Annotated in this window: 16 protein-coding genes and 1 tRNA gene; 2 read left to right on the top strand and 15 right to left on the bottom strand. The window is 63.8% G+C overall.

Features of this window, described 5'->3' with window-relative positions; translation table 11 throughout:
• The 8 genes from nuoE to tpiA all read right to left on the bottom strand — a co-directional run bounded on the left by nuoE (position 1) and on the right by tpiA (position 5,018).
• Positions 1-528, bottom strand: a complete 528-nt coding sequence (gene nuoE, locus LL972_RS11735; RefSeq protein ID WP_016902996.1) for an NADH-quinone oxidoreductase subunit NuoE — start codon at positions 526-528, stop codon at positions 1-3.
• The gene (locus LL972_RS11730) at positions 525-1,832 is read right to left on the bottom strand and encodes an NADH-quinone oxidoreductase subunit D (protein WP_016902995.1); all 1,308 of its coding nucleotides are present in this window, start codon (positions 1,830-1,832) and stop codon (positions 525-527) included. The genes nuoE and LL972_RS11730 overlap by 4 nt, the downstream gene beginning before the upstream one ends.
• Positions 1,829-2,581 (bottom strand): NADH-quinone oxidoreductase subunit C, encoded by a 753-nt coding sequence (locus tag LL972_RS11725; protein WP_228327757.1) that lies wholly within the window; start codon positions 2,579-2,581, stop codon positions 1,829-1,831. Before LL972_RS11725 ends, LL972_RS11730 begins: the two co-directional genes overlap by 4 nt.
• Before the next feature lie 36 nt (positions 2,582-2,617).
• On the bottom strand, positions 2,618-3,172 hold the full coding sequence (locus LL972_RS11720) for a NuoB/complex I 20 kDa subunit family protein (RefSeq protein ID WP_016944318.1): 555 nt from the start codon (positions 3,170-3,172) through the stop codon (positions 2,618-2,620).
• Complete coding sequence (locus LL972_RS11715) at positions 3,163-3,519, bottom strand: NADH-quinone oxidoreductase subunit A (RefSeq protein ID WP_228327756.1); 357 nt, start codon at positions 3,517-3,519, stop codon at positions 3,163-3,165. Before LL972_RS11715 ends, LL972_RS11720 begins: the two co-directional genes overlap by 10 nt.
• Before the next feature lie 102 nt (positions 3,520-3,621).
• Positions 3,622-3,706: transfer RNA gene (locus LL972_RS11710), tRNA-Leu, on the bottom strand.
• Between the two features lie 49 nt (positions 3,707-3,755).
• Complete coding sequence (gene secG, locus LL972_RS11705) at positions 3,756-4,229, bottom strand: preprotein translocase subunit SecG (protein ID WP_228327755.1); 474 nt, start codon at positions 4,227-4,229, stop codon at positions 3,756-3,758.
• Between the two features lie 33 nt (positions 4,230-4,262).
• Positions 4,263-5,018: a triose-phosphate isomerase gene (gene tpiA / locus LL972_RS11700; RefSeq protein WP_228327754.1), complete on the bottom strand. Its 756-nt coding sequence runs from the start codon at positions 5,016-5,018 to the stop codon at positions 4,263-4,265.
• A gap of 112 nt (positions 5,019-5,130) precedes the next feature.
• On the opposite strand from tpiA, the gene LL972_RS11695 reads away from it, so the two are divergent.
• Both LL972_RS11695 and LL972_RS11690 read left to right on the top strand, forming a co-directional pair.
• Positions 5,131-5,931, top strand: coding sequence for an SDR family NAD(P)-dependent oxidoreductase (locus tag LL972_RS11695; protein ID WP_228327753.1), 801 nt, complete (start codon positions 5,131-5,133; stop codon positions 5,929-5,931).
• 93 nt (positions 5,932-6,024) lie between these two features.
• Entirely contained in the window at positions 6,025-7,422 is a 1,398-nt protein-coding gene (locus tag LL972_RS11690; RefSeq protein WP_228327752.1) for a hypothetical protein, read from the top strand.
• A 56-nt stretch (positions 7,423-7,478) separates the two neighbouring features.
• Here the strand turns inward: LL972_RS11690 and LL972_RS11685 are convergent, their stop codons facing one another.
• The 7 genes from LL972_RS11685 to accD form a co-directional block, all read right to left on the bottom strand.
• Positions 7,479-7,907: a group I truncated hemoglobin gene (locus tag LL972_RS11685; protein WP_228327751.1), complete on the bottom strand. Its 429-nt coding sequence runs from the start codon at positions 7,905-7,907 to the stop codon at positions 7,479-7,481.
• A complete protein-coding gene (locus LL972_RS11680; RefSeq protein ID WP_228327750.1) occupies positions 7,907-8,779 on the bottom strand; it encodes a DUF3034 family protein in 873 nt (290 codons plus the stop codon). The genes LL972_RS11685 and LL972_RS11680 overlap by 1 nt, the downstream gene beginning before the upstream one ends.
• Positions 8,779-11,142: a putative bifunctional diguanylate cyclase/phosphodiesterase gene (locus LL972_RS11675; RefSeq protein WP_228327749.1), complete on the bottom strand. Its 2,364-nt coding sequence runs from the start codon at positions 11,140-11,142 to the stop codon at positions 8,779-8,781. The genes LL972_RS11680 and LL972_RS11675 overlap by 1 nt, the downstream gene beginning before the upstream one ends.
• Positions 11,139-11,828: a methylamine utilization protein gene (locus LL972_RS11670; protein ID WP_228327748.1), complete on the bottom strand. Its 690-nt coding sequence runs from the start codon at positions 11,826-11,828 to the stop codon at positions 11,139-11,141. The genes LL972_RS11675 and LL972_RS11670 overlap by 4 nt, the downstream gene beginning before the upstream one ends.
• A 203-nt stretch (positions 11,829-12,031) precedes the next feature.
• Positions 12,032-12,970: an isopenicillin N synthase family dioxygenase gene (locus LL972_RS11665; protein ID WP_228327747.1), complete on the bottom strand. Its 939-nt coding sequence runs from the start codon at positions 12,968-12,970 to the stop codon at positions 12,032-12,034.
• A 124-nt stretch (positions 12,971-13,094) separates the two neighbouring features.
• Positions 13,095-14,444 (bottom strand): phosphoglucosamine mutase, encoded by a 1,350-nt coding sequence (gene glmM, locus LL972_RS11660; RefSeq protein ID WP_228327746.1) that lies wholly within the window; start codon positions 14,442-14,444, stop codon positions 13,095-13,097.
• Between the two features lie 82 nt (positions 14,445-14,526).
• Positions 14,527-15,411, bottom strand: a complete 885-nt coding sequence (gene accD, locus LL972_RS11655; RefSeq protein WP_046343350.1) for an acetyl-CoA carboxylase, carboxyltransferase subunit beta — start codon at positions 15,409-15,411, stop codon at positions 14,527-14,529.
• Between the last annotated feature and the right edge of the window lie 113 nt (positions 15,412-15,524).

The following is a 15,524-nucleotide window of genomic DNA, read 5'->3' as shown; positions in this document are numbered from 1 at the left end:
TTACTCCAGCCCGTCCAGCAGCGCGTCGACCTTCTCTTTCGTCAGGTGCTCGTGGTAATGGCCGTTGATGACCATCATCGGCGCTGCAGAGCAGGCCGCCAGGCACTCTTCTTCGCGCTTGAGGTAGACGCGGCCATCGGCCGTCGACTGCCCCAGCTTGCAACCCAGTTTCTTTTCCGCATGCGCCAGCAGATCTTCGGCGCCGTTGAGCCAGCAGCTGATGTTGGTGCAGAACGCCACGTTGTGGCGGCCGACCTTCTCGGTCTCGAACATCGAGTAGAAGCTGGCGACCTCGTAGGCCCACACCGGCGGCAGGTCCAGATACTTGGCCACGCCGACAATCAGCTCGTCGGTCAGCCAGCCCTGGTTCTGCTCCTGCGCAGCGTGCAGGCCCTGCAACACGGCCGAACGCTTGCGATCGGGCGGAAACTTGCTCAACCAGTGATCGATGTGCGCGCGCGTCTTGTCGCTCAGCACCACCTGCGGATCGACGTCGCGCGCCGCCTCGAAATTACCCGTCGCCTTCATCGGTCAACCTCACCGAAAACCAAATCGTAAGTACCGATCATCGCCACGACGTCGGCCAGCAGATAGCCACGCACCACCGCGTCCATCGACGACAGATGCGCAAAGCCCGGCGCGCGCAGATGCACGCGGAACGGCTTGTTGGCGCCATCGGACATCAGGTAGCAGCCGAACTCGCCCTTGGGCGCTTCCACCGCGCAATAGGTTTCGCCGGCCGGCACGCAGTAGCCTTCACTGAACAGCTTGAAGTGATGGATCAGCGCTTCCATGTCGTCCTTCATGCCTTCGCGGCTTGGCGGAGCGACCTTGAAATTGGTGACCATGACCGGGCCGGGATTGGCCTTCAGCCACTTCACGCACTGTTTGATGATGCGGTTGGATTCGCGCATCTCGGCCACGCGCACCAGATAGCGGTCGTAGCAATCGCCATTGGTACCGACCGGGACGTCGAACTCCACCGCGTCGTACTTGGCGTACGGCTGCTTCTTGCGCAGGTCCCACTCGATGCCGGAGCCACGCAGCATCGGACCGGTCATGCCCCAAGCACGCGCCAGGTCGGGGCTGATGATGCCGACGTCGACAGTACGCTGCTTCCAGATCCGGTTGTCGGTCAGCAGCGTCTCGTACTCGTCCACACGCGACGGGAACGTATTGGTGAAATCCTCGAGGAAGTCCAGCATCGAGCCTTCGCGCGCTGCATTGAGCTTCTTCAGCGCCCCGCCCTTGTGCCAACGGGATTCCTTGTACTTGGGCATGCGATCAGGCAGATCGCGATACACGCCGCCGGGACGGTAGTAGGCAGCGTGCATGCGCGCGCCACTGACCGCCTCGTAGACGTCCATCAATTCTTCGCGCTCGCGGAACGCATACAGCATCACCGCCATCGCGCCCAGGTCGAGTGCGTTGGAACCGACCCACATCAGGTGGTTCTTGATGCGGGTGATCTCGTCGAACATGGTGCGGATGTAGTGCGCACGCTCGGGCACTTCGATGCCCATCAAGGATTCGATCGCGCGCACGTAGGCGTGCTCGTTGCACATCATCGACACGTAATCCAGGCGGTCCATGTAGGGAACCGACTGGTTGAACGGCTTGGATTCGGCCAGCTTCTCGGTGCCACGGTGCAGCAGACCGATATGCGGATCGGCACGCACCACGGTCTCGCCGTCCATTTCCAGGATCAGGCGCAGCACGCCGTGCGCCGCAGGATGCTGCGGGCCGAAGTTCATCGTGTAATTGCGGATTTCCTGCTTGCTTTCGACAGGATTGCTCGCGAAGGCATCGGTTGCCTGGCGGAACTCACTCACTTGGCGGTCTCCGACTTGCCCACTTCACCAGCGGCAGTCTCATAACGGGCATCGTCGCGGATCACGCGCGGCACACCGACGCGCGGCTCGACCGAGGTCACCGGCTCGTACACGACACGCTTGCGCTCATCGTCGTAACGCACTTCCACGTTGCCGATCAGCGGGAAATCCTTGCGGAACGGATGGCCGACAAATCCATAGTCGGTCAGGATGCGGCGCAGGTCCGGGTGGCCATCGAAGACGATGCCAAACAGGTCGAAGGCCTCGCGCTCGAACCAGTTCACGCCGGGCCAGATGTCGGTCAGCGACGCCACCACCGGCACCTGCTCGTCCGGTGCGTAGCAACGCACGCGCAGACGCTGGTTGTGCTGGTAGGAGATCAGCTGCGCCACCACCGCAAAACGCTGCTTGGGCATGTGCTGCGGATGGGCGCCTTCGGAACTTTCCTGGCTGGGAAATTCGCCCCAGGCGAAACGGCCGACGGCCTTGCCTTCGACGCCGCGGCTGAAGCCCTGCGACGACACGTCGGCGGTATCCCACTCGTCGCTGCCATAGCCCAGGTAATCGACGCCGCACAGATCGCTGAGCTGCTCGAAACCGAGCTCGTCGCGCAGGGCCAGGCAGGTGGCGTGCCAATCGGCCGCAGCGACTTCCAGCGTCACTTCGCCGCGCGGCAATGCCACGGCGATCTGCGCACCGGCGAAACGTGCCGCAAGTCGGTCAGTGAAGGAAGATGCTTGCTCTGCCATGGGGGCTTGGCTGCTCTCAGTAGAAGAAGACGGGTGTCAGCGCGCGATGGTCTGGGTACGCCAGATCTTCTTCTGCAGCTGCAGGATGCCGTATACCAGCGCCTCGGCGGTCGGCGGGCAACCGGGGACGTAGATATCCACCGGCACGATGCGATCGCAACCGCGCACCACCGAATACGAATAATGATAGTAGCCGCCGCCATTGGCGCAGCTGCCCATCGAGATGACCCACTTCGGGTCCGGCATCTGGTCGTAGACCTTGCGCAGCGCCGGGGCCATCTTGTTGACCAGCGTGCCGGCCACGATCATCACGTCGGACTGGCGCGGCGACGGGCGGAACACCACGCCGTAGCGGTCCAGATCCAGGCGCGCCGCACCGGCATGCATCATCTCGACCGCGCAGCAGGCCAGGCCGAAGGTCATCGGCCACATCGAGCCGGTGCGTGCCCAGTTCAGCAGCGCATCGACGCTGGTGGTCACGTAGCCCTTCTCGAGCAGGGGGTTCTCGCCTTCCGGGCGCAGGATGTCTTCCACCCGGCCTTCCGGCATCGGGTTGGTCATCAGACGATCCAGGGTCTGAATCACTCCCATTCCAGCGCTCCCTTCTTCCACACGTAGATAAAGCCGAGTAACAACATGCCGACGAACAGGCCCATGGTGACCAGCGAACGGGCGCCGATCTCCATGAACACCTGCGTCCACGGCACGATGAAGATGATTTCCAGATCGAACACGATGAACTGGATCGCGATCAGGTAGTAGCGCACGTCGAACTTCATGCGCGCGTCTTCGAAGGCTTCGAAGCCGCACTCGTAAGGCGAGAGCTTGCGCGGGTCCGGGCTACGCGGACCGAGGAATCGACCGACCAGCATCAGCACGATGCCGATACCGGTGGCGACGATCAGAAACAGCAGACTCGGCAAATATTCGGCCAGCACAGCGATTCTCTCATGCCTCTGCCCGCACGCGCCGCGTGCCGGCATGGGGTATAGGCAGACCCCGCGCTCGACAGGCGATGCGCAGGAACTGCAGCCAAACAATGGTGCCCAAGAGGGGACTCGAACCCCTACGACCTAAGTCGCTACCACCTCAAGGTAGTGCGTCTACCAATTCCGCCACCTGGGCATACGTTGCGCCGCTGGGCATCCCAGTGCGCAGCGTATTGTAACCGGCTTCAGCGTTTTTGTGCTGGTTCTGAAGCGTTTTCTTCGCGTGCCGCAGGCGATTGCTGCACCGGTGCGGACTGCGCAGGCGTTGCAGTCGCAGGCGCGGCAGGCACTGGCTGCGAAGGAGCAGTCGGAACTGCGCCGGCGGCTGGTGCCTTCGGCAACGGCTGAGTCAGCTCGCCCGCCGCGGCAGGCGCCGGGGTGGCCGACTGCGACATCACGCCCAGGTTCTGGTCGGTCGGACGTGCGCCGTGGGTGGCGTACCACGCCATGAACAGACTGATGCTGAAGAACACCACTGCCAGCCACTTGGTCGACTTGGACAGGAAGTTCGAGGCGCCCTGCGAGCCGAACACGGTGCCCGAGGCGCCGGCGCCGAAGCCGGAACCGGCTGCCGCACCCGCACCACGCTGCATCAGGATCAGCGCAATCATCGCCAGCGCGACCAGCACGTAGACCACATTGAGGATCAACATCAGCATTTCGAAATCCGTCCCCGGACAAAACTTAATGGGTTAACAAGCGGCCGCCGCACGCGCGATGGCCAGGAAATCCTCGGCGACCAGCGAGGCGCCTCCGACCAGCCCGCCATCGACGTCGGGCTGTGCAAACAGCTCGCTGGCGTTATCGGGCTTGACACTGCCCCCGTACAGGATGGGCAGAGAATCGGCAATTCTAGCATCCGCCTTCGCGACTTCGCCACGCAGGAACGCGTGCACCGCCTGCGCCTGCTCCGGGCTGGCGGTGCGACCGGTGCCAATGGCCCAGATCGGCTCGTAAGCGAGCACGGCGCGGGCAAAGCCCGCGCTGCCCACCAACGCCAGTACCGGTTCGAGCTGGGCGCGCAGCACCGCCTCGGTCTGGTCGGCCTCGCGCTGCTCCAACGACTCGCCCACGCACAGCACCGGGATCAGACCGGCATGCATGGCGGCGGCGAATTTACGCGCCACCAGCTCACTGCTCTCCCGATGGTACTGGCGACGTTCGGAGTGGCCGACCAGCCCATATTCGGCGCCGACATCCACCAGCATCGTGGCCGAGACCTCCCCGGTGTAGGCGCCCTTCTCGTTACTGCTGACGTCCTGGGCACCGAAACACAGGTGGTGTTCCTCGAAATCCTCGATCAGGTCGCCCAGGTAAGGCAGTGGCGGCAGGATGACGACATCGACACCCTCCAGGGGCATGTGCGCGGCGATCTGGGCCACCAGTTCGGTGGCGAAGGCGCGGCTGCCATGCAGCTTCCAATTTCCGGCAACGATCTTTCGACGCATCAGGCGCAGGTTCCTGAGTGGAAGACAGGCGACAGAATAGCCCATGCCCTGTCGGCAGCCGGCACACTTTTGTCCATTGCCAGTCCTCCCGCCCCCTCAACAGGAACCTGCCATGTCCGTTTCGCCTGTCTTCGCACTGATCACCGGCGCCTCCAGCGGCATCGGCCGCGAGATTGCACGCGCGTACGCAAGGCGTGGCGTGTCGCTGATCCTGACTGCGCGCCGGGTCGACCGGCTGCAGGCGCTGGCCGAGGAGTTGCGGCCGTTGGTGCGGGTCGAAGTCCTGCCGGCCGATCTGGGCGATTCCACTGCGGCCGAAACATTGGTTGCGCAGATCCAGCGCAACGGCTGGACGGTGGGCACCCTGGTCAACAACGCCGGCTACGGCGTGCCGGGACGCTATCTGCACAACGACTGGGCCACGCATGCGCGCTTTCTGCAGGTGATGGTGGCCGCGGTGTGCGAGCTGACCTGGCGGTTGTTGCCGATGATTCGCGCCAGCGGCCAGGGCCGCATCCTCAACGTGGCCTCGTTCGCCGCACTGACACCGAGTGCCGATGGGCAGACCTTGTACGCCGCCAGCAAGAGCTTCCTGCTGCGCTTCAGCGAATCATTGGCGCTGGAGAACGCCGACTGCGCGGTCAAGGTCTGCGCGCTGTGCCCCGGCTTTGCCTGGTCGGAGTTTCACGATGTCACCGGCACCCGCGAAGCGATGTCCGCCCTGCCCCGCTGGGCGTGGCTGCAAGCCGACGACGTGGCCGATTATGGGATTGCCGCGCTGGAGCGCGGCCAGGTGCTGGCAATACCTGGCTGGCGCTATCGCCTTGTCAATGCAGCCTTGCGCGTGTTGCCGCATGCGCTTGCATTGCGCCTGATGGCGCGCGGATCGCATCGGGTGCGTCCACTAGAGTGAGCACAAATATCTTATGAATCAGAGACACTGAGCAACACGTCCGGCCGAAGGGCCGCCGCATGACATCACCATCAAGGACGCGAGCGAAAAGCGATGATCAGGTTCGACACAACACCAGTGTATGCGCCACCGGCAGCACGCAATGATTCACGGGCGCTTCCATTCCTTGTTGCTGCAGCAATCTTTCTCACGGCGCAACTGATCATTGATGCCAGGGAGTTTACAGGCGATGCTGGCGCTTACTGGGCAATAAGCTCAGCCATCATCGACGGCACCTTCCCGCAAACGATCCGGGGCTACGCCTACCCGCTCCTACTGATCCCCTTTAGGCTTGTCTTCGACCATTCGCAGTCCACAGGACTACTTTTTCTAAAAATAGGGCAATCGATCGGATATGCCTATGCATTTTCCATATTGATCCCGGATCTTTACAGATCGATATTCGGCGGAAAACCCTCTACCGTAAGACGGCTCATCCCCACACTCCTGGTTGCATCGGTATTCCCGGGATTGATCTCCTACCCTCTAAGCGATGCACCATCGCTTGGACTGATGGCGCTGTCCTTATACATAACGGTAAAATCAATCAGATCAAAGTCATTTTACGGACTGTTCGCCGCGGGACTGATCTGCTACCTGACATACAACATTAGAACCATCTATCTGTTTTCATTCGTCGCTCTCGCCATCGTTGTCGTAACGTTTTTTACCAAGGGCATTCAAGGCAGGGCTTTCGCGCTCACCACCTTTCTAATGGGCTCACTGCTTGGCGCTCTGCCGCAGATGGCGATCAACTATAAACACCACGCCATTGTGTCGCCGCTGCTGGTGACCGATGTCCGCGGCGCATCACTTTTTGCCAGGCAGCTGACATGGGGCATGGTCGTTGACAGGTACGAAACCTACATTGACCCCGACACCGGCAAAGCAACTCCGACCTTCTACGCCAACAAGCGCGGCGCCGCGGTGCTGGAGAAGAACGGCGGGTTTGTGGCCAACCAGTCTTCCGCGAAGATCTTGGCGATGATGGCGGACCACCCAATTACGTTCGCTCAAATCTATCTGCGCCACATTGCCTCAGCGCTGGACGTCAGGGATGGGGAGGTCTATACCAAGCAACCATCCGCCGAGAAAAATCCTCGCTCTCTCTTTTTCCTGATTATTGTTACCTTTGGGATCACCCAGCTGGGCAAGGCCATCTTTTTCACCACATCCGAGCAGCCAGTGAGCGCCAGGATGCTATACACACTGACCTTACTCGCACCTTGTATGGCCATCATTCCTGGCGCAATCGAGACGCGATTCTTTCTCCCCCTTCATTGTCTGGCATATTGCGCAGTGGCGTTTCAAGAAATCAGCAAGAAGGCGCTCATCATCCAATTGGGGTTGGCGGCGATCCTGACAGCAGGCATCTATTCTTTCGTCGCAAATTCCGTGAAAAATCCGATTCATGCCCGCCCTGAGTCATACACCCTCAGTAGCCCAGGTTAAAGTCGGCAGGGTCTCTGATCACTGAGAGGCACAGGGCCGCGTTCACCAGATGCGACTCAGTGATTGACGATTTCGCCATGCATGGCCGCCAGCCGCGCCAGCAACCGGTTCTGCGTGCGGCGCGGAATCTTGCGCTGATCCATCGCCCAGTTCAGATCCTCGACCAGCGCGTTGAAGTCGCCTTCGCGAATGACCAGGTGCGCATGCGCCTGCTGCATCGACTTGGCGGTATCCGGGCATGGGCCGTCGGCGACATGGCAGAACTTCTGCACCAGGCGCTCGTTGAGCATGACGATGTTGACCCGCGCGAACTGATCAACGATGCGCGGGTCGTCGGCGATGCGCGACAACATGGTTTCCACCAGCGCCTCGATCCCGGCGTGTCCGCCAAGTTCGTCGTAGAGCGTGGGGCGCGGTTGCGTGGTGGCGCAGGCACTCATCAGCGCCAGCATGCACAGCAAGGACCAGCGCAGCCGTCGATTCATCAGAACGCCACCTGCAGGGAAAGATAGGGGCCGCGTTGGTCGGTGAGCGTGGCGATGTCGCCAAGATCGGCCCAGGCCGCGGTCAAGGACACATGCTTGCTGGGGAACCAGGCCACGAAGCCATCCGCCCAGGCCTGCTCGCGGGCGAAGCCGAGGTTATCGGGTTTGTCGCGATACTCCACGCCAACCACCCACGCCGGCGACAGCACGACGGCGGCGCTGGCCTCGCCGATCAGCCGATAGGCATTGCGACGATCGCCGCCGAAACCGAGCAAGCCGGTCTGATTGGCGCGGGTCGCGCGCAACGTGCCGTTGAGCAGCAATTGATAGCCGCCGGCGCCCTGCAGGAACAAACGACTGGCGCTGACATAGACATCGGTGCCGTGATCGTCGCGCGCACCGATCGCCAGCGGCAGCGTGCCATCGCGCAGGCGTTTGTACTGCACACCCACGCTGACCTGTGGCGCATGTCCGTAAACCAGATCGCCGTAGACCCGCAGCTTGGCGCCGAACACGTCCTGGCCGAGCGCATTCCACGGCAGGCCCAGCCGATCCTGCAGGGTGCCCAGATCCAGCCGTTGCCGCGCCAGCGAGAGTTCCAGCCGATTGCCGACCGTGAGCGCGGCGCCTTGCACGTCGAGCCGGTAATCGCCGCTGTCCACATGCGTGGCGAACAGGACGGTGCCGAGTTCGTCGCGGGTGCCGTAGCCCGACAGCGTGGCCCATGGCACGATGCCGCCACCGCTGCTGCCTTCGATCATCGACACGCCGCCGGTGGCGAGCAGACGCCCCTCGCCTGCGATCGCCGACGCGGGTGCGATGGCAAGCCCGGCCAATGCCACAGACAGCAGTGTGCATCGCCATTGTGTCATCAATGCACTCCTGCCTGCGCCACCGGCGCCAGATCGAGTTGCCGCAGGCACCAGGCGACCAGCGGCACTTCTTCCAAGGGCGGCGAATACAGATAGCCTTGCACCATGTCGCAGCCGTAACCGCGCAGTAGGTTCAGGGCGGTTGCGTTCTCCACGCCTTCGGCGATCACGCTCAAGCCGAGGTTATGTCCGAGATCGATCGTGCTGCGCACGATGAACGCATCGTCGGTGCCTTCGGCCAGCTGCATGACAAAGCTCTTGTCGATCTTCAATTCGTTCACCGGCATGCGCTTGAGCTGCGCCAACGAGGAATAGCCGGTGCCGAAGTCGTCGATGGACAGGCGCACGCCGACACTGCGCAGCTGATGCAGCATGTGCAGCGCCGATTCGACATCGCGCATCAAGGCGCTTTCGGTCAGCTCCAGCGTCACCGACTGCGCCGGCACCGCGTGATGCTCCAGACGGCCACGCACGTAATCCGGCAGGCCGGGATCGGACAGATCCAGCGCGGAAAGATTGATCGCCATGCCCAGTTCCAGCCCCTGCCGGCGCCATTGCGCCTGGCAGCGCAGCGCCTCGTCCAGCACGAAGCGGGTCAAGGGGTGGATCACGCCGGAATGCTCGGCCAGCGGAATGAATTCGTCCGGGCCGATCGCCCCGAGCACGGGATGGTGCCAGCGCACCAGCACCTCCACCTGTTCGACGCGATCGTTGCGCAGGCAGATCTTGGGCTGAAAGCGCAAGGTCAGCTCGTTGCCGCCGATGGCCTGGCGCAGATCGCCGGTCAGGCGCAACCGGCGCAGATGCTGCTCGTCCTGGCCCAGGCGATACACGCTGGCGCCGATGGTGGTGACATTGCCACCCTGGCGACGTGCGATGTCGGCGCGCCGCAACAAGGTGTCCGGATCGGCGCCGTGTTCGGGAATCAGGGCGATGCCGATGCTGGCTTCCAGCTGGATGCGCGCCTGTGGGAGCGCCAGCGGGCGGCGCAACTGCAGCAGCAAGCGCTGTGCATCCTGTTGCACGGTGGTGGCGTCGGTCTGCGCCACCACCACCATGAATTCGTCGCTGCCCAGCCGCCCGACAAGATTGGGTTCCTGCACCACATCGGCAAGACGGCGGCCTGCCTCGACCAGGACCTGATCGGCGAAATCGTGGCCCAGGCTGTCGTTGAGTTCCTTGAAGCGTTCCAGATCCAGGATCAGCACCGCGGCGGTGCCGCCGGAGGCCACGGTCTGCTCCACCACGTCCTTCAACCGCTCCAGCAACCAGATGCGATTGGGCAGACCGGTCAAGGCATCATGGCGCGCCTGATGCAGGATGTGCTGCTCGCGACTGGCGATCTGCTGCTGCATGCGCCCGAAGCTGTCGGCCAACTCGGCCAGCTCGCGCCCGGATGGCACTTCGACGGCGGTGTGGTAATCGCCGCGCTGGATGCGCCGTGCTGCCTGCACCAGTTGTGCGACCGGTTTGCTGACGCTGCGCGCCAGGAAGATTGCCACACCCAGCGCCGCAGCCGTGGCCAGGCCCGCCAGCAGCAGGATGCGCAACTTGAGCACGCGATAGGGCGCCACCGCGCGATCCAGCGAAGCCTGCAGCGCGACCCGCACATGGCTGTCGCCCTGGATCGACTGCAGTTTGACCAGGTAACGCGACTCGGCCAGGGTCAACGGAACCGCAGTGCCCTGCGCGCGCTCGGCGGTCGGCAGCTGCTGCGCAAACTCGGCGCGCGCGGCCGGCTCCAGGGTGGAGGCCAGCACGCGCACCGGTGGGCCATCGGTGAAGAAGGTCGCATCCAGCCCGGTAGTGGAACGGAAATCCTGCGCGAGGCCGTCGCCGGATTCGTTGCCGATCGCGATCCAGCCCACCCGGCTCGGTGCCAGCACCTGCACCACTGCCAGCCGCACGATGCGTCTATCCAAGGCGACCACGCCGACCGCGCGCCCATCGCGTTGCGCCTGCTGCAGCAGGGTCTGCACGGCGCGTAGTTGTTCGGCTTGCGGCAGATCGGCCAGCCCGGTCAGAAATTCGCCATCGGGGGACAACAACAGCGCGGTCTGCGCCGACATGCGCGCAGCGTGATTGCGCAATGCCGATTGCATGGTCGGCACATCGCCACTGGCCACCGCCGCGCGAAAGCCGAAATCGTCGGCCAGCACCGAGGCCGACTGCATCAGTTGCTCGTCGCGGCGCACGTTGATGCGTTGCCAGACGCGCTCGCCGATCTGCAGTTCTTCGCCCAGTTGCGCCTTGACGCTGCGCTCGGTGGCGACCTGCACCGCGATGAAGGTCAAGGCCTGCGTGGCGAGCACAACCAGCACCAGGAAGACCGCGATCCGGGTATGCAGACGCATGGCCTTCATGGATGCGGCTTCTTCGGCTCGGCACGACGGAATTTGTCCTGCAGCGCGCGCACGCGCTCATCCGGTGGTGCCGCCATTGGTGCAGCGCCGGTGGTCTGGAGCGTGATGCGGCGCTGCACGGCATCGCGCGCAAGCGCCACCGGCTCGGTGACCACAGCGCCCTTGATGCGCGGATGCCAGACCCGCAGCGTGTAAGTGCCTGCCGGTGCATCCAGCTGCACACGGCCGTCGCTGCCGGTCTTGCCGAAATACGGCGTGTCCAGCACGACGATATAGCCCAGCATCCAGTCGTGGATATTGCAGCCAATCGTCACCAGGCCCGCCTGATCGAAACGGATCGGTGTGGCCTTGGTGCCCTGGAACAGTGGCAATTCGAAACGCTTGGCAGGCGAAAACGAATAGACCTGATGGCGGATCTGATCGTTGTTCGGAAAGCGCACCAAGGTGCCGGTGCGCACCGCCAGGACGGCCGGCACGAATTGCGAATTGACCTGATCCATCTCGACGGTCCGGGGCGCCCCGGCCGCCACCGAACGTGCCGGCTCCAGGCTCACCACCGCATCGACCAACATGCCGTTGGCATCGACAACGGTCACGCTGACCGGCGTTGCCACCACGGCGGTTGCGGCGCAGTACGCCAGCAACACCGATACCAGACCTATCCGTTTGAACCACTGCGTCCGCATGCGCTCCCCCACCTAGTGCAATCGGCAGCGGGCGCCAGGCGAATCCGACGTCGCGCTAGCGATTAGCCTGAGTTATCGGCTGAGGTGAACGCAAGCTTTAACTAGACGCGAGCGGATTTTTGTGAACAAAACTGTGGCGCTCGTCATTGCCCATGTTGCGAGCGCAACCATGCGCTGCGCGCGCTGATGGGTGTCGCGCTGGACTACTTCAGCTTGATTTCGCGCAGACGTTCTTCCAGAAAACCATGCGCGGTGATCGGCTCGGGATACCGGCTCGGATTATCGGCGGTGATGCACGACGGCAGCACGTCGATCAGGAAATCCGGATTGGGATGCAGGAAGAACGGCACCGAATAGCGCGGCTTGCGTGCCTGTTCGCCCGGCGGATTGACCACGCGATGGATGGTGGACGGATACACGTGGTTGGTCAGGCGTTGCAGCATGTCGCCGATGTTGACCACGATGGTGTCGGCGTCGGCAGTGAACGGCACCCACTCGCCATCGTTGGAGCGCACTTCCAGCCCGGCCGCGCTGGCGCCGACCAGCAGGGTGATGAAATTGATGTCGCCGTGCGCACCGGCGCGCACATTGGGGATGTCGTCGCTGGTGATCGGCGGGTAGTGGATCGGCCGCAGGATCGAGTTGCCGTTGTTGGTCTTGTCGACAAAGTAGTCCTGCGGCAGGCCGATATGCAGCGCCAATGCCGACAGCACGCGCGAGCCCAGGTGGTCCAGCTGCTGGTACAGGCGATAGCCGCGCTCACGGAAACCGGGCACCTCGTCGGGCCACAGATTCGGCGCCATCACCGCGCGGTACGGCGAATCGTCCGCGATCTCGCGGCCGATATGCCAGAACTCCTTCAGGTCGAAATGCTTGGAATCCTTGGCGGTTTCCACACCGAACGCGGTATAGCCGCGCGCGCCACCGCTGCCTTCCACGTGATAGCGACGCTTGACCTCTTCGGGCAGTGCGAAGAATGCCTTGAACACGTCATACGCCGCGTCGATGTCGGCCTGCGCGATGCCGTGGTTGCGGATGCCGGCAAAGCCCCACTGCCGATAGGCCGCGCCGAGCTCGGCGACGAAAGCGTCGCGGTCGCTGTCGAAACGGGTGATGTCCAGGGTCGGGATGCGGGCGCTCATACGGATGTCTGCAGTTGAAGTCGGGAAGTCGAAAGGAAGGCCTGCCGCTCAGGACAGCAGGCGATACAACAGGTAGAACGTCGCGGCCTTGGCAAAGACCACGCACACACCAATGATCAGCGATTCACGCCGCGTCACGCACGGCCCCGGAGAGTCGGTCGAGCGTGTCCTGCATCAGGCCGGCGTCGTCGGCTTCCACGGTCACGCGCACCACCGGTTCGGTGCCGGACGGGCGCAGGAACGCACGTCCCCGGCCCTGCACGGCGGCCTGCGCCTGCTGCAGTGCCTGCTGCACGCCGGCGGCCTCCACGATCGCCTTGGCCGCACCGCCATCCAGCCGCACGTTGACGGTCTTCTGCGGCACCTTGCTCAGGCTGCTCAAGGCCTGGCGCAGGCTCTGCCCATCGCGCCCCAAGGCCTCGAGCACCTGCAGTGCACTGACGATGCCATCGCCGGTGGTGGCGCGATCCAGGCACAGCAGATGGCCGGAGGTTTCGCCACCCAGCGTGCCGCCGCCTTCGACCAGGGCCTGGTGCACATAGCGGTCGCCCACCTTGGCGCGCTGGAACGGGATGTTCAATGTGGCCAGCGCTTGTTCCAGACCGTAGTTGGTCATCAAGGTGCCGACCACGGTGCCGGTGAGCCGGCCGCTGGCCTGCCAGGAGCGCGCGAGCACATAGAGCAGATCGTCGCCATCGACCGGGTTGCCTTGGTCGTCGGCCATCAGCACGCGATCGCCATCGCCATCGAAGGCGATACCGAGCTGCGCGCCGCTCTCGCGCACCTTGGCGGCGAGGTTGTCGATATGGGTGGAGCCGACACCGGCATTGATATTGAGCCCGTCCGGTGCGGCACCGATGACGACCACGTCCGCACCCAGCTCGCGGAACAGCATCGGCGCGATGTGATAGGTCGCCCCGTGCGCGCAATCCAGCACCATCTTCAGGCCGTGCAGGGTGAACCCGCGCGCCACGCTGGCCTTGCAGAATTCGATGTAACGGCCGATCGCATCACGGGTGCGGATCGCCTTGCCCAGTCGCTCCGATTCCACGGTGTGGAACGGCTCGTCCAGCGCGGCCTCGATCGCCGCTTCGGTGGCGTCATCGAGCTTCTCGCCTTCGGCGGAGAAGAACTTGATGCCGTTGTCGTAATGCGGGTTGTGCGAGGCGCTGATCACCACGCCGGCATCGGCGCGCAGCGTGTTGGTCAGGAAGGCGATGGCCGGGGTCGGCATCGGGCCGATCAGCTGCACGTCGGCGCCGGCGGCGACCAGGCCGGCTTCCAATGCGGCTTCGAACATGTAACCGGAAATCCGGGTGTCCTTGCCGATCAGCACCAGCGGGCGCTTGCTGCGGCCCTGGGTCAGCACGCGACCGAGCGCATTGCCCAGCCGCAGCACGAAATCGGCCGAGATCACGCCCTGCCCGACCCGACCGCGGATGCCGTCGGTTCCAAAATACTTGCGACTACTCATGCGTTGCGGTGTTCCTGCCTACGGGTGGACGCACGCGCAACCGCGCGTGCGACGGTGTCGCGCATGCGCGCAACCACTGGCCTCATGCGGCCGCGTCCTGCGGATGCGGCTGACGCATCATCATCGCGGTCAGATCGGCGATGCGGTCGCGCATGTCGCGGCGGTCGCAGATCTGGTCGATGGCGCCGTGGTCGAGCAGGAACTCCGACCGCTGGAAGCCTTCCGGCAAGGTCTCGCGCACGGTCTGTTCGATCACGCGCGGACCGGCGAAACCGATCAACGCATGCGGCTCGGCGATATTGATATCGCCCAGCATCGCAAACGAGGCCGACACGCCACCGGTGGTGGGATGGGTCAGCACCGAGATGTACGGCAGGCCGGCTTCACGCAGGCGACCGAGTGCGGCGGAAGTCTTGGCCATCTGCATCAGCGAGAACAGGCCTTCCTGCATACGCGCCCCGCCGCTGGCGGAGAAGCAAACGAACGGGCAGCCGACTTCCAGCGCCACTTCGGCCGCGCGTGCGAAGCGCTCGCCAACTACCGAGCCCATCGAGCCGCCCATGAAGGCGAAGTCGAATGCGGCGGCGACCAGCGGATTGCCCTTGAGCGTGCCGCGCATGGCGATCAGTGCGTCGTACTCGCCACTGCTCTTCTGGCTGGCCTTGATGCGCTCGCCATAGCGCTTCTGGTCCTTGAACTTGAGCACGTCGACCGGGCCCAGCTGGGCGGCGATCTCGGTGGTCGCGGTGTCGGGATCGAACAGCGAGTTCAGGCGCGCGCGCGCGCGGATTGCCATGTGGTGGTCGCACTTCGGACACACCTCAAGGTTCTCCTCGAGCTCGGGGCCGTACAGCGCGCTGCCGCAGTTGCTGCACTTCTCCCACAGCCCCTCGGGGACGCTGCGCTTCTTGGCCGGGGTGTTCTCGGTGCGGATGCCGGAGGGCATCAATTTACTGAGCCAGCTCATGCGTGTATGACAATCCATGCAGGGCGGCCATGTGGGCCGCAGAGGGGCGACAGTCTAACGCGCTGCGGGAAAGCCAAGGTAGCGCGCAGGCTAAATGCGGGCCCGGGTGGCCC

Source organism: Xanthomonas campestris pv. asclepiadis (genome assembly GCF_020784175.1).
Taxonomy (GTDB): domain Bacteria; phylum Pseudomonadota; class Gammaproteobacteria; order Xanthomonadales; family Xanthomonadaceae; genus Xanthomonas; species Xanthomonas campestris_D.
The sequence above is the reverse complement of the archived record's forward strand: the minus strand, read 5'-3'. Positions and strand labels throughout refer to the sequence as shown.

What these genes read in the sequence shown, in the direction of transcription:
- nuoE (WP_016902996.1), bottom strand. Translation starts at nt 528, where the DNA reads ATGAAGGCGACGGGTAATTTCGAGGCGGCGCGCGACGTCGATCCGCAG.
- LL972_RS11725 (WP_228327757.1), bottom strand. Translation starts at nt 2,581, where the DNA reads ATGGCAGAGCAAGCATCTTCCTTCACTGACCGACTTGCGGCACGTTTC.
- LL972_RS11720 (WP_016944318.1), bottom strand. Translation starts at nt 3,172, where the DNA reads ATGGGAGTGATTCAGACCCTGGATCGTCTGATGACCAACCCGATGCCG.
- secG (WP_228327755.1), bottom strand. Translation starts at nt 4,229, where the DNA reads ATGCTGATGTTGATCCTCAATGTGGTCTACGTGCTGGTCGCGCTGGCG.
- tpiA (WP_228327754.1), bottom strand. Translation starts at nt 5,018, where the DNA reads ATGCGTCGAAAGATCGTTGCCGGAAATTGGAAGCTGCATGGCAGCCGC.
- LL972_RS11695 (WP_228327753.1), top strand. Translation starts at nt 5,131, where the DNA reads ATGTCCGTTTCGCCTGTCTTCGCACTGATCACCGGCGCCTCCAGCGGC.
- LL972_RS11690 (WP_228327752.1), top strand. Translation starts at nt 6,025, where the DNA reads ATGATCAGGTTCGACACAACACCAGTGTATGCGCCACCGGCAGCACGC.
- LL972_RS11685 (WP_228327751.1), bottom strand. Translation starts at nt 7,907, where the DNA reads ATGAATCGACGGCTGCGCTGGTCCTTGCTGTGCATGCTGGCGCTGATG.
- LL972_RS11680 (WP_228327750.1), bottom strand. Translation starts at nt 8,779, where the DNA reads ATGACACAATGGCGATGCACACTGCTGTCTGTGGCATTGGCCGGGCTT.
- LL972_RS11675 (WP_228327749.1), bottom strand. Translation starts at nt 11,142, where the DNA reads ATGAAGGCCATGCGTCTGCATACCCGGATCGCGGTCTTCCTGGTGCTG.
- LL972_RS11670 (WP_228327748.1), bottom strand. Translation starts at nt 11,828, where the DNA reads ATGCGGACGCAGTGGTTCAAACGGATAGGTCTGGTATCGGTGTTGCTG.
- LL972_RS11665 (WP_228327747.1), bottom strand. Translation starts at nt 12,970, where the DNA reads ATGAGCGCCCGCATCCCGACCCTGGACATCACCCGTTTCGACAGCGAC.
- glmM (WP_228327746.1), bottom strand. Translation starts at nt 14,444, where the DNA reads ATGAGTAGTCGCAAGTATTTTGGAACCGACGGCATCCGCGGTCGGGTC.
- accD (WP_046343350.1), bottom strand. Translation starts at nt 15,411, where the DNA reads ATGAGCTGGCTCAGTAAATTGATGCCCTCCGGCATCCGCACCGAGAAC.